At 64.2% G+C, this 12,883-nt stretch carries 13 protein-coding genes; 10 read left to right on the top strand and 3 right to left on the bottom strand.

Features of this window, described 5'->3' with window-relative positions; all coding sequences use genetic code 11:
• Nucleotides 1-2: 2 nt before the first annotated feature.
• On the bottom strand, nt 3-479 hold the full coding sequence (locus OCX61_RS21585) for a YchJ family protein (protein ID WP_261941304.1): 477 nt from the start codon (nt 477-479) through the stop codon (nt 3-5).
• Between the two features lie 2 nt (nt 480-481).
• Nucleotides 482-976, bottom strand: coding sequence for a DUF6231 family protein (locus OCX61_RS21580; RefSeq protein ID WP_261941303.1), 495 nt, complete (start codon nt 974-976; stop codon nt 482-484).
• A gap of 160 nt (nt 977-1,136) precedes the next feature.
• Between OCX61_RS21580 and OCX61_RS21575 the strand changes: the two genes are divergently transcribed.
• The 4 genes from OCX61_RS21575 (at nt 1,137) to OCX61_RS21560 (ending at nt 3,756) form a co-directional block, all read left to right on the top strand.
• The gene (locus tag OCX61_RS21575; RefSeq protein ID WP_261941302.1) at nt 1,137-1,826 is read left to right on the top strand and encodes a PA1041 family peptidoglycan-binding anchor lipoprotein; all 690 of its coding nucleotides are present in this window, start codon (nt 1,137-1,139) and stop codon (nt 1,824-1,826) included.
• A gap of 88 nt (nt 1,827-1,914) precedes the next feature.
• Nucleotides 1,915-2,628 (top strand): PA1041 family peptidoglycan-binding anchor lipoprotein, encoded by a 714-nt coding sequence (locus OCX61_RS21570; protein WP_261941301.1) that lies wholly within the window; start codon nt 1,915-1,917, stop codon nt 2,626-2,628.
• A 101-nt stretch (nt 2,629-2,729) separates the two neighbouring features.
• Nucleotides 2,730-3,005 (top strand): DUF1145 domain-containing protein, encoded by a 276-nt coding sequence (locus tag OCX61_RS21565; RefSeq protein ID WP_079226805.1) that lies wholly within the window; start codon nt 2,730-2,732, stop codon nt 3,003-3,005.
• Nucleotides 2,998-3,756 (top strand): collagen-like protein, encoded by a 759-nt coding sequence (locus tag OCX61_RS21560; protein ID WP_261941300.1) that lies wholly within the window; start codon nt 2,998-3,000, stop codon nt 3,754-3,756. Before OCX61_RS21565 ends, OCX61_RS21560 begins: the two co-directional genes overlap by 8 nt.
• Nucleotides 3,757-4,043: 287 nt before the next feature.
• Here OCX61_RS21560 and OCX61_RS21555 read toward each other — a convergent pair whose 3' ends face one another.
• Nucleotides 4,044-4,508, bottom strand: a complete 465-nt coding sequence (locus OCX61_RS21555) for a CopD family protein (protein WP_261941299.1) — start codon at nt 4,506-4,508, stop codon at nt 4,044-4,046.
• Nucleotides 4,509-4,606: 98 nt separating this feature from the next.
• Between OCX61_RS21555 and dinG the strand changes: the two genes are divergently transcribed.
• The 6 genes from dinG (at nt 4,607) to OCX61_RS21525 (ending at nt 12,792) form a co-directional block, all read left to right on the top strand.
• Nucleotides 4,607-6,751 (top strand): ATP-dependent DNA helicase DinG, encoded by a 2,145-nt coding sequence (dinG, locus tag OCX61_RS21550; RefSeq protein ID WP_261941298.1) that lies wholly within the window; start codon nt 4,607-4,609, stop codon nt 6,749-6,751.
• Nucleotides 6,752-6,832: 81 nt separating this feature from the next.
• On the top strand, nt 6,833-9,070 hold the full coding sequence (locus OCX61_RS21545) for a beta-galactosidase (protein ID WP_261941297.1): 2,238 nt from the start codon (nt 6,833-6,835) through the stop codon (nt 9,068-9,070).
• A 144-nt stretch (nt 9,071-9,214) separates the two neighbouring features.
• The gene (locus tag OCX61_RS21540) at nt 9,215-10,360 is read left to right on the top strand and encodes a serine hydrolase domain-containing protein (protein WP_261941296.1); all 1,146 of its coding nucleotides are present in this window, start codon (nt 9,215-9,217) and stop codon (nt 10,358-10,360) included.
• Nucleotides 10,361-10,459: 99 nt separating this feature from the next.
• Nucleotides 10,460-11,437: an OmpA family protein gene (locus OCX61_RS21535; protein WP_261941295.1), complete on the top strand. Its 978-nt coding sequence runs from the start codon at nt 10,460-10,462 to the stop codon at nt 11,435-11,437.
• A gap of 19 nt (nt 11,438-11,456) precedes the next feature.
• The gene (gene pdxH / locus OCX61_RS21530) at nt 11,457-12,104 is read left to right on the top strand and encodes a pyridoxamine 5'-phosphate oxidase (protein ID WP_103449444.1); all 648 of its coding nucleotides are present in this window, start codon (nt 11,457-11,459) and stop codon (nt 12,102-12,104) included.
• Between the two features lie 223 nt (nt 12,105-12,327).
• Nucleotides 12,328-12,792 (top strand): outer membrane lipoprotein, encoded by a 465-nt coding sequence (locus tag OCX61_RS21525; RefSeq protein WP_261941294.1) that lies wholly within the window; start codon nt 12,328-12,330, stop codon nt 12,790-12,792.
• Nucleotides 12,793-12,883: the final 91 nt, after the last annotated feature.

The following is a 12,883-nucleotide window of genomic DNA, read 5'->3' as shown; positions in this document are numbered from 1 at the left end:
GCTCAGTTACCGACGTAGCTGGCGCAGCATTTCTTGAATTTCTGCCCGCTGGCGCAGGGGCAGGGGTCGTTGCGCCCGGCTTTGAGCGCGACGGTGGGGTCGATGAAGTACCAGCGCCGCTCGTGCTGCACGAAAGCAGAACGCTCCCGGTGCTGATGGTCGCCCTCCTGGTCATGCCAGCGCGCGGTAAAGGTCACGAAGGCATGTTCGGGCTGGCCGCCGAGCACCTCGGCGCTTTCCACCTCCAGGCCCAGCCAGGTGCTCCGGGCGCTCCACGCCGCCATGGCGGCGCGGTCCAGCCCGGCCTGCTGGGCCGGCAGGGTGGTGGCGACCAGGTAGTCGATCAGCCCCATTACATAGGCGCTGTAACGCGAACGCATCAGCGTCTGGGCATCGGGCGCCGGGGTGCCGGCATGGTAATGCCCGCAGCAGGCGTCGAGCAGATTGCCGCTGCCACAAGGGCAAACCGAGACACTCATCATCACCACCAATACTTGCCGAAGTTTTCAGGGTTGGCCCAGAACTTGGCGTTGAGCCAGTCCGGGACCTGCTTGTAGTCATGTAGATCATAGGTGAACAAGCTCAACACCTGTTGATCGCGGCGGAATTTCTCGCTGGCCTGCAGCGCCAAGGAGAAGAAATCGGTGTCTTGCCAGCCGCAGGCGGGCAGGTCTGCCAGCACTGCAACCCGGCTTGCGTTGAGGTTGCGGATGCCGCCCAGCAGTTGCAGGCCGGTGCGTTTGGGCAAGTGCTCCAGGCAGTCCACCAGCACCGCCAGGTCAAAGCGCTGGGCCGCCAGCGCTGCCGGCAATGGCCCCGGCTCACAGGTTTCGATGATCACCTGGGGGTGAGCCTGGGCAAAGGCATCCAGGGCCGGGAAGCGGGTGCCCACCAGCAGCAGGCGTTGCGGGGTGAAGCGCTCCAGCAGGGCGGCCAGGGCTTGTTGCGGGGTGCGCTGGGAAAAACCGTCGGTCATTGCCAATCCTCGTTCAAGTCATCCAAGACTAGCGGGCTGCTGTTCGCCGGCATAGAGGCAAGTGGCCGCGTCGTGGCTTATTGCTGGCAGGGATGGATTGCGCGGTCTTTACTGCCAGAGATCGGTCTTATGCCGATTCCCCCTAGGAGAAGCTACGAAAATGAGCATAGTACGCACAGCGTTACCCCTGGTACTGCTCACCAGTGTGTTGACTGGTTGTGCAGGTTTGCAAAAAACCGACTGGCCGAAGTGCGCTGCCGTCGGGGGCGTCGCCGGTGCCGGCCTGGGTGCCATCGAGAGTTCCAGCTGGGCGGGCTGGGGCGCGCTGCTCGGTGGTGGCCTGGCAGCAGGCTATTGCTGGGCTCACGGCGATGGCGACGAGGACGGTGATGGCGTGCCGGACAGCCGTGACAAGTGCCCCGGCACGCCGCACGGTGTGAAGGTCGATGCCAATGGCTGCCCGCCGCCGCCTCCCGTCGTCGAGGAAGTGGTAGTGCAAAAAGAGGAGGTGATCGTCATCCGTGATGTGCACTTCGAATTCAACTCTTCGCGCCTGACCGCGGCCGACAAGGAACGCCTCAACAAGGTTGCCACTCGCCTGAAGCAAGAAGCGCCGAGTGCCCGCCTGACCGTGACCGGCCACACCGACAGTGTGGGTTCCGACAAGTACAACCAGAAGTTGTCCGAGCAGCGTGCCCACGCGGTAACTGACTATCTGATTGATAGCGGTGTGCCTCGCGCCAGCTTCGTTTCGGTGGTAGGTGCTGGCGAAACCCAGCCGGTGGCAGACAATGCCACGGCCGAAGGCCGAGCCATGAACCGTCGTACCGAGATCAAGATCCAGCGTTGACGTCCCGGCGCCCGCGCCTTGAGAAGTGGCGCGGGCGCGTCTTTAATCCTGTTAGCCGGTTGCGGCCGATGACACAGGAGCATTCATGATGAGTGTATCGTCGAAGGCGGCGTTGCCGTTGCTGGTGGTGACCGGCCTGCTGGCAGGCTGCGCCACCCACAGTGACGGCAGTGCGCCCCTCAATCAAAGGACTTGGCCCATCTGCAGCCTGCTCGGCGGCGCGGTAGGTGGTGGCCTGGGCGCCATCGAGAGTTCAAGCTGGGCGGCTGGCGCCGGTACCCTGGGTGCGATCGCCGGTGGCCTGATCTGCTACGCCCAGGATGGCGACGAAGATGGCGACGGTGTCTTCGACCGTCGCGACCGCTGCCCCGACACCCCCGCCAACACCACAGTTGACCACATGGGCTGCCCGCTTGCGCAGTACCCGCCGTCCCAGCCCGCACCCGAGCCCAAGCCCGAGGTGATCACCCTCGACGACCAGGGGCAGGTGATGTTTGCCTTCAATTCAGCCGACCTCACTCCGGGTAGCGAGGAGCGCCTGAAAAGCCTGTTGCCGCGCCTCAACGAACTGGGGGTTACCCGTATCAAAGTGGTGGGCCATACCGACAGCGTTGGCTCCGACAGCTACAACCAGGCGCTTTCCCAACGCCGTGCCGCCAGTGTCGCCGAGTACCTGATCAGTCAGGGCCTGGCGCCGCAGAAGGTGACCAGCGAGGGCCGTGGCGCCCATGAGCCGATCGCCGACAACGCCACCGAAGAGGGGCGTGCGCACAACCGACGGGTGGACCTGCACCTCAACTGACTGCACTGGCGTGTGCCCAGGCATGCAGGTAGTGTTGGCTGCGCGGCGCGCTTGCTCGGGCCGCGTAGACATAACAATAAATAGACATGTAGGGGCGGGGTATGAAATTCATCCTGGGCCTGGGCAAGGTCCTCACCGTGGCGTTCTGGGGCGTGGTGCTGTTCAATCTGATGATGCCGCAACCGCTGCCGTTGAATCTGCTGATCAATGCGCTTGGGATTCTTGTGCTGAGCCTGCATTTTCTTGAAGTGCTGTTTTTCAATGGCAGCCTGCGTGGCCGCAGCCATCGCTGGTTCGACCGGTTGCAGATCCTGCTGACCGGTATCTTTCATGTCATGTCCATTCCCCGTCCGCAGGAGGCGCCTCGCCATGCGTAAATTGATGTTGCTGGCGCTATTGGCTGCGCCCATGACCCAGGCGCAGAGCCTGGAGGTTGCCTCCCATTCCATGCTGCGCCTGCCGAACAAGTCGGCCAGCGTGCACCTGGAGCAATTGCGCGTGGCGGATTCGGCGACTTTGCTGTTGCCGGCTAGCTTGACCGAACTGAAGGTCGATCATCTGCAACTGGGCCGCGATGCACGGATTGCCGTTGCACCTGCCGAAGCACCGCTGCTCATCGATGTACGCAGTGCTGTGCTGGGTGAGGGCAGCGAGATCAGCGCGCCAGGGGCGCCCGGCACCTATGAACGGGCTGCCCGCTCTGGGCGCAGCCTGGATTTGAAGCTCGCCGCGGTCGATGCCGAGCGGCTGGCCATTGATGCCCGAGGTGGTGCCGGGGCGCCAGGTTACGTGGGCCTTGATGGCGCCAATGGCCAGGCTGGCGGTTGCACTTGGGGCCAGGCAAGCCCAGGGGCGAATGGCGATGATGGTGGCAACGGGCATGATGGTGCGCCTGGTGGGCGGATTCGCCTGAGCCTGCCGCAGGGCTTCCCGCAGGAGCGCATCGTGGTACGCCTGGATGGTGGTGCGCCGGGCAAGGCCGGAGCTGCCGGCAAGGCCGGTAAAGGCGGGGCAAGCAAGGGCTGCCTGGTGTATCGCACCGGTGCCGGGGCCAATGGCCGACCTGGGCAGGAGGGGCAGCCTGGGCTTGCAGGTGCCGAGGGTGAACTGGTCCTGCAGCGCCTCTGAGGGGCAAGCCTTTGGATCTGTGGTGCCTGCGAGATCGAGCGCCGCCCGCGCGGCGCATCGCGAGCTGCGCTCGCTCCTACGTTTGTTTCGGGCCAGTAATGCCAGTGACAGGCGCGCGCGACCGCCTGGTTTGTACGACTTGATATCGAGTCAGGCGCCAAGGCGTTCGCGCGCAAATTCCCCAGGAATAACTGGCCAGAAACAAACGTAGGAGCGAGCGCAGCTCGCGATGCGCCGCGCGGGCGGCGCTCGATCTCGCAGGCACTTAAAATGCCGCGGAGAACCCCTCACATCAACAGCCGTGAACTGGCCACTGCAACGACGGCCAAGCCCAGCAGCAGGTTGATCCCCACCATCCGCCGAATGCGTCCGAGCACCGCAGCGCCCGCCGGCCAGTCTTCAGCCTGCACCGCTGCCTTCAGTTCCGGCAGCAGCAAAGCCTGGATGCGCATGAACAGCGCGAACATGGCAATCCCGCCGCCAATCATCACCTGCACATATTTGGGCGCAGTCTCGAAGCCGCTGAAGCGCATGTGCAACATGCCGATACCACTTATCGCCAAAATCGCCACGGCCAGCCAGACCCAGACGAAGAAGCGTCGGAAAACTTCCACCCACAGGCGCAGGCGGGCAGGCCCGTCAAGGGCTGCAACCGTTGCCGGGCGCAGTACCAGCCAGGCGAAGAACATGCCGCCGACCCATACCAGGGCGGCGAGGACATGCAGGGTGTAGGGCAGGGCAAAGGCTAGCATCCGGATCTCCATGCGGCACAAAGGGCAATAGCGGGGTATGATAGCCGCCCCATGTGAAACACTGAAAATATATCCAGCCCTCCGGGCGCCTGCAGACCATGATCAGCAACGAACTCAAAGCCACCATCCAGGGCGCCTACACGCGTTTTCTCGAAGCCAAGAGCCTCAAGCCGCGGTATGGCCAGCGCCTGATGATCGCCGAAGTGGCCAAGGTGCTCGGCGACATCGCCTGTGACGACGAAGGCCGCCGCGCCGGCGAACCCGCCGTGGTTGCGGTGGAGGCGGGCACCGGTACCGGCAAGACGGTCGCCTACGCGCTGGCCGCTATCCCGGCCGCCAAGGCCGCCGGCAAGCGCCTGGTGATTGCCACCGCGACCGTGGCCTTGCAGGAGCAGATCGTCATCAAGGACCTGCCGGACCTGATGCGTAACAGCGGCCTGAACTTCAGCTTCGCCCTGGCCAAGGGTCGCGGTCGTTACCTGTGCCTGTCCAAGCTGGACATCCTGCTGCAGGAGGGGCATGCACAGTCGGCCACCGCTCAGCTGTTCGAGGAAGAAGGCTTCCACATCGAGGTCGACGAGCGCAGTCAGAAGCTGTTCAACAGCATGATCGAAAAGCTCGCCGGCAACCGTTGGGACGGCGACCGCGACAGCTGGTCGGAGGCCATCGAGGACCAGGACTGGGCGCGCCTGACCACTGACCACAGCCAGTGCACCGGCCGCCACTGCCCGAACTTCCAGCAGTGCGTGTTCTACAAGGCCCGCGAAGGCATGGGCAAGGTCGATGTGATCGTCACCAACCACGACATGGTCCTGGCCGACCTGGCCCTGGGCGGTGGCGCGGTGCTGCCTGACCCGCGCGACACCCTGTACGTGTTCGACGAAGGTCACCACCTGCCAGACAAGGCCATCGGCCACTTCGCCCATTATTCGCGCCTGCGCTCCACTGCCGACTGGCTGGAGCAGACTGCCAAGAACCTCACCAAGCTGCTGGCCCAGCACCCGTTGCCGGGCGACCTGGGCAAGTACATCGAGCAGGTGCCGGAGCTGGCACGGGAAGTGCGCACCCAGCAGCAGTTCATGTTCACCCTGTGCGAGCAGGTCGCCGACTTCCGCCCGAGCGAGGACACCGAAGGCCGCGAGCGCCCGCGTTACCGCTTTGAAGGTGGCGTGGTACCGGAGCAGATCCGCGAAGTCGGCATCGAACTGAAAAAGGGCTTCGCCCGCCTCAACGACCTGTTCACCCGCCTGGCCGACTTGCTCAAGGAAGGCATGGACGGTGAGGTCAACATCGGCATCGCCAGCCACCAGGCCGAAGAGTGGTACCCACTGTTCGGCAGCTTGGTCACCCGTGCCCAGGGCAACTGGGAGCTGTGGACCGCGTTCACCGCCGAAGACCCGGAAGACAGCCCGCCCATGGCGCGTTGGCTGACCCTGGCGGAAAGCGGCGCGCTGTTCGACATCGAGGTCAATGCCAGCCCGATTCTCGCCGCCGAGATGCTGCGGCGCAGCCTCTGGAGTGTCGCCCATGGCGCCCTGGTGACCTCGGCCACGCTGACTGCACTGGGCAAGTTCGACCGCTTCCGCATGCGCTCGGGGTTGCCCCGCGATGCCGTCACCTGCGTGGTCCCAAGCCCGTTCGTGCACGGCGATGCCGGCCTGTTGCGGGTCCCCGACCTCAAGGCCGATCCGCGCGACGCGGCAGCGCACACTGCGGCGATCATTCGTGAACTGCCGAACATCGTCGCAGATGCCCGCGGTGCGCTGGTGCTGTTCTCTTCGCGCAAGCAGATGCAGGAAGTGTTCGACGGCCTGGATCGCGACTGGCGCAAGCTGGTGCTGATCCAGGGCAATCTGTCCAAGCAGGAAACCCTGAACAAGCACAAGGCACGGGTCGACGATGGTCAGCACAGTGTGCTGTTCGGCCTGGCCAGCTTCGCCGAGGGTGTCGACCTGCCAGGCGCCTATTGTGAACACGTGGTCATCGCCAAGATCCCCTTCGCCGTGCCCGACGACCCGGTCGAGGCGGCCCTGGCCGAATGGATCGAAGCCCGTGGCGGCAACCCGTTCATGGAAATTGCCGTGCCCGACGCCTCGCTGCGCCTGATTCAGGCCTGCGGTCGCCTGCTGCGTACCGAGCAGGATCGCGGCGTCATCACCTTGCTGGATCGGCGACTGGTCACGCAGCGCTACGGCAAGGCTATTCTCAATGCGCTGCCGCCTTTCCGGCGGGAGATTTCCTGACGGCCGAAGCACGATGCGCCGGCCCGTTGTCCATTACTCAGTCGCGGGCCCATGAGGGCCTGGAAGGAGAGCCCCAGCCTTATGTTCCGCCGCACCTTGCCCGTGGTACTTACCCTGCTGTTCAGCACGCCTTTGCTGGCCGGGCAGCAGACGCTGTTCAGCTTCGTTCGCCCGGCCTCGGTGGTCAATGTGGTGACCGAAGGCACCGGCATGCCGCAGTACAACGCGGAGCAGACGGCCGAAGGCGAGGTGCTCAGGCGGGTGGTGTTCAATCCGGTCGAACGCCCGACTCTGCGCCTGAGCCCGCAGAGCGGCGTATGGGACTGGTCGGCCGGGCAGTTCCTCACCTTGCGCATGCAAAGCGCCCAGGACTGGGCATTGACCGTCGACGTCACGGTGCTCGGCAGCGATGGGCGCACGCTGACCAGCCGTATCGACCTACCTGCAGGGCCTGCGCAAACCGTCATGGTGCCGCTCAAGGCCAGTTCGCCGCTGAGCCAGGGCATGCGTGCCGGCCCGCCCATGCCATGGGCCTACGAAGGGCAACGGTTACTGTTGACCAGCAGTGCCGGCGAGGTTGACCTCAAGCAGGTGGTGGCCGTCAGCCTGACCATACCCAACCCGAAGGTGGCGCAGAACCTGCTGATCGAAAAGGTCGGCATCCAGGACGACGACCAGGCCTACCAGGCGGCCTACCACGAGTTGATCGATGCCTACGGCCAATCCACCCGGGGGCATTGGCCCGAGAAGATCGTCAACGACGAGCAACTCAAGGCCGCCGACAGCCGTGAACAACAGCAGCTCAAGGGCTGGTTGGCCGATCGTCAGAAGCTACAACTGGACAGCTACGGTGGCTTGCTGGCCGGGCCGGCGTTCGCAGCCAAGGGTTTTTTCCGCACCGAAAAGCGCGAAGGTCGCTGGTACCTGGTCACGCCGCAAGGCCATCCGTTCTTTTCCCTCGGCGTCAATGCCGTGGCCGCCGATGGCGGGCGCACCTACGTTGCCGGCCGCGAGGGGATGTTCAAGGCCTTGCCAGGTGAAGGCGACGCACTCACGGCCTTTTATGGTGAAGGCAATAACGACGATGGCAACGCCTCGTCGCAAGGGCGCAGTTTCAAGCAGGGGCGCTGGTTCGACTTCTATGCCGCCAACATCCAGCGCACCTACGGCAAACCTTGCCCGCCAGCCGTGGAGGGGCAAGCCACCCCCGTGTGCCCACCGCTGGCATTGGATGCCGAACGCTGGCAGGGGCACACGCTGGACCGGCTGCAGGCCTGGGGCTTCAACACCCTGGGCAACTGGAGCGACCCGGCCGTCGGCCAGGCCAAACGCATGCCCTATACCTTGCCGCTGTCGATCGTCGGTGACTATGCCAGCATCAGCACCGGCATGGACTGGTGGGGCCGCATGCCTGACCCGTTCGACCCACGGTTTGCCATGGCCACTGAACGCGCCGTGGCCATTGCCGCGCGCGACCACCGTGACGACCCGTGGCTGATCGGCTATTTCGCCGACAACGAACTGGCCTGGGCCGCGCCCGGCAATGATCCCAAGGCGCGCTATGGCCTGGCCTACGGTACCTTGCGCCTGACCACCGACGTGCCGGCCAAACGCGCCTTCCTCAAGCAGCTGCGCGACAAGTACCGCAACCAGGAGGGGTTGTCCAAGGCCTGGGGCATCGACCTGCAGGCCTGGGAGCTGATGGAAGACCCAGGCTTCGAGGCGCCGCTGCCCGACCCAGAACATCCGGAAATCGAGCGTGATTACCAGTATTTCCAGCAGGTATTCGCCGAAACCTACTTCAAGACCATTTCCGATGCGCTTAAGTGGCATGCGCCCAATCACCTGCTGCTGGGCGGTCGCTACGCCGTGAGCACACCGGAGGCGGTCAAGGCCTGCGCCGAGTTCTGCGATGTGCTGAGTTTCAATTTCTATACCCTCAAGCCCGAGGATGGATATGACTTTGCTCGTCTGGCCGAACTCGACAAGCCGGTGCTGGTGTCCGAGTTCCAGTTTGGTTCCCGCGATCGTGGGCCGTTCTGGCCGGGGCCGGTTGAGGTGGCAAGGGAAGAGGACCGTGGGCCGGCCTACAGTAACTTCCTCAAGGCCGCCCTGGCACAGCCGATGATCGTGGGCGTGCATTGGTTCCAGTACCTCGACCAGCCGGCCAGTGGGCGTTTGCTCGATGGTGAGAACGGCCACCTGGGCCTGGTGGCGATTACGGATGTGCCCTACCCAGGGTTCGTCGACGCAGTGCGCAAGAGCAACCTGCAGGCCGTTGGTCAGTTGAGCGGTGTACTGGAGAAAAAGGCCCCCTGAAGGTCTATCAGGGGCGCTCTGCGCCCCTGGCACGGCTGACACTGCGGTTTCGGTACGGACCATCCGGCCTTGCCCAGTATGCAAAACTGCCAACTACTGAAACAATGCACGCCTTTGTCAGCAAGGTCGTACGGAGAACAGTGGGTGCAGATCCAGGGTCACTATGAGCTGAAGTTCGAAGCGGTGCGTGAAGCGTTTGCGGCATTGTTCGAAGATCCCCAGGAGCGTGGCGCTGCGCTGTGCATCCAGATCGGTGGCGAGACCGTGGTCGATCTGTGGGCGGGCAGTGCCGACAAGGACGGCCAGCAGGCCTGGCACAGCGATACCATCGCCAACCTGTTTTCCTGCACCAAGACCTTCACCGCCGTGACGGCGCTGCAGCTGGTGGGTGAGGGCAAACTTGCCCTGGATGCCCCGGTAGCGCGCTACTGGCCGGAGTTCGCCCAGGCCGGCAAGCAGAACATCACCTTGCGCCAGTTGCTCAGCCACCGTGCCGGCCTGCCGGCCATTCGTGAGTTGCTGCCGGCGCAAGCCCTGTATGACTGGCAAACCATGGTTGATGCCCTGGCCGCCGAAACGCCCTGGTGGACGCCCGGCACTGAACACGGCTATGCCGCCATCACCTACGGCTGGCTGATTGGCGAGCTGATCCGCCGTGTCGATGGCCGTGGCCCGGGTGAGTCGATCGTTGCCCGTACGGCACGGCCGCTGGGGCTGGACTTCCACGTCGGCCTGGCCGACGAAGAGTTCCACCGCGTGGCGCATATTGCCCGTGGCAAGGGCAACGCGGGTGATGCCGCCGCCCAGCGCCTGCTACAGGTGACCATGCGTGAACCCGAGGCGCTGTCGACGCGTGCCTTCACCAACCCACCAGCGATCCTGACCAGCACCAACAAGCCCGAATGGCGGCGCATGCAGCAGCCGGCGGCCAATGGCCACGGCAATGCGCGCAGCCTGGCAGGTTTCTACGCGGGCCTGCTCGACGGCAGCCTGCTCGAATCCGAACTGCTCGACGAGCTGACCCGAGAACACAGCCTTGGCCAGGACCGTACCTTGTTGACCCAGACCCGTTTCGGCCTGGGTTGCATGCTCGACCAGCCCGATGTGGCCAACGCCACCTTTGGCCTCGGCGCCCGGGCCTTCGGCCATCCAGGGGCTGGTGGCTCGGTCGGTTTCGCCGACCCGGAGCACGACGTGGCCTTCGGTTTCGTGGTCAATACCCTTGGCCCCTACGTGCTCATGGATCCAAGAGCCCAGCAGCTGGTACGCGTGCTTGGCACTTGCCTTTGATCGGGTAAAGCGGGTATTAGGCAACCGCTTTGACTATCCTCAATGCCAACGCCTGAAGTGCGTTGGCAAAATATCTTTCAATTTCATGGTGTATCGCTGATGTCTTCACATAAAACCTTAGCTCTCGCCCTGTGCCTGGCCGCTATGACCGGTTGCGCCAGCCACTCCCAGGACGCCTCCAAGGAAGGCGGTAGCAGCTGGTGGCCGTTCGGTTCGGACAAGGTAGCCGACAAGGAAGTGAAAGCGGCGGTAACCGATAAAGTCGCCAAGGCCGATGCCAAGTCCGAGAGCGCCAGTCACTGGTGGTGGCCGTTTGGCGGTGACGACCAGCAGGCCAAAGGGCCAGCGGTGCCGAAGATTGACGAAAAGGCCACCCAGGCCTGGTTGGACCAGTACGAGCCGAAGCTGCGTGAAGCGGTCAAGGACAGCAAGCTGGAGCTGGAGCGCCGCGACAACGTGCTGGTGGTAACCATCCCGGTCGACAGCTCGTACAACCCGGATCGTCCGAACATGCTGCTGCCGATGACCCTGGGCCCGATCACCCGCGTGGCCAAGGCTGTCGAAGGTGACTCGAAGACTGCCGTGCTGGTACTCGGCCATGCCGACAGCAGCGGTGTGGCTGCTGCCAACCAGAAGCTGAGCCTGGAGCGCGCCGCCTCGGTATCGGCGATCTTCCGCCTGAGTGGCCTGCAACGTGACCGCCTGTCGCTCAAGGGCATGGGCTCGGAAATGCCGCGCGCCGCCAACGACAGTGCCGAAGGCCGCGCACTGAACCGTCGTGTGGAAATGCTGCTGACGCCGCAGAACACCATGGTTGCCCTGCTGGCCAAGTACCAGCAGGCTGCCCCGGTGGCAACCCCGGCTTCGATGGTTGCCGTGCAGGATGCCAAGGCGCCTGCCGCCAAGCCTGTCGAGACCAAGAAACCGGCCGCCAAGCCAGCAGCGAAAAAAGCCGCAGCCAAACCTGCGGCGAAGGCCACCGCCAAGAAAAAAGCCGCGCCAGCCAAGCCTGCCGCCAAGAAGGCTGCTGCCACCGACAAGAAAGTAGCCGCCAACAGCCCTGCGAAGACCAACTGATCGTCAAGGAAACGCAGCCATGACCCAATCCCTGGCCGATATGCGCCGCGACTACACCCGTGATGGCCTGGCTGAAGCCCAGGCCCCGGGTGAGCCGTTCGCCCTGTTCCACCAGTGGTTTGCCGATGCCGTGAAGACCGAGCAGCCGCCGGTGGAGGCCAACGCGCTGACCCTCGCCACGGTCGATGGCGAGGGCCGCCCGCATTGCCGCGTGCTGCTGCTCAAGGGCCTCGATGACCGTGGCTTCACCTTCTTCACCAACTATGACAGCGCCAAGGGCCAGCAGCTGCTGGCCAACCCGTTCGCTGCCATGACCTTCTTCTGGCCGGCGCTGGAGCGCCAGGTGCGGATCGAAGGGCGGGTGGAAAAGGTCACGGCCAAGGAGTCGGATGACTACTACCAGGTACGCCCGCTGGGCAGCCGCCTGGGGGCCTGGGCTTCGCCGCAGAGTCGGGTGATTGCCAATCGTGAGGAGCTCGAAGGGTTGGTCAAGGCCACCGAAGCGCGCTTTTCCGATACCCAACCGCATTGCCCGGAGCATTGGGGCGGCTACCGTTTGCTGCCGGAGCGGATCGAGTTCTGGCAAGGACGAGCCAGCCGCCTGCATGACCGCTTGAACTACCGCCTGGTCGATGGCCAGTGGGCGCGGGAGCGCCTGGCGCCGTGACAACCTGGGGCCGCTTTTGCGGCCCCTTGCTTTCCTGATGCCACAACTTCTGCACACGACGATGAAGTAATCCGTGGCTATGCTTGGTCTGAGCTGTAACGCCCGCATTACTGCCCTACGTGGCTGTACAGGGGCTGAATGGAAATAAATTTTTCGCGTTAGCGCCGTGACAGCCGTCAATGCGCAGCGTCTAATGGACACCTGTTTTCTGGAGATTGTACCCATGCGTAAATCCGCTTTGCTGGTGGCGACTTTCACCACCATGTCGCTGCTGCTCGGTGGCTGTGCCTCGAGCCTGACCGGTGACAGCTACTCCCGTGATGAGGCCCGTCGCGTGCAGACCGTGCGCATGGGGACCATCGAATCCCTGCGTCCGGTCAAGATCGAAGGTACCAAGACCCCGATCGGCGGTGGCGCTGGCGCCATCGTCGGTGGCGTGGCTGGCAGCGCCGTTGGCGGTGGCCGTGGCAGCGTCGTCGCTGCGGTGATCGGTGCCGTTGCCGGTGGCCTGGCAGGTTCGGCTGCCGAGGAAGGCATCACCCGTACCCAGGGTGTGGAAATCACCGTGCGCGAAGACGATGGCAGCATGCGCGCCTATGTCCAGGCCGTGCAGGAGAATGAAGTCTTCCGCGTTGGCGACCGCGTGCGCATCATGACCGTTGACGGTACCAGCCGCGTTTCGCACTGATTGCCGCGGCAAGTAAAAACCCCGAACGGTCCAGCACTGTTCGGGGTTTTTCGTTTTCTGGGCTGGCCTCTTCGCGGGTCAACCCGCTCCC

Origin of the sequence: Pseudomonas sp. LRP2-20, assembly GCF_024349685.1 — a bacterium.
In the GTDB taxonomy this organism is placed as follows: Bacteria; Pseudomonadota; Gammaproteobacteria; order Pseudomonadales; family Pseudomonadaceae; genus Aquipseudomonas.
The sequence above is the reverse complement of the archived record's forward strand: the minus strand, read 5'-3'. Positions and strand labels throughout refer to the sequence as shown.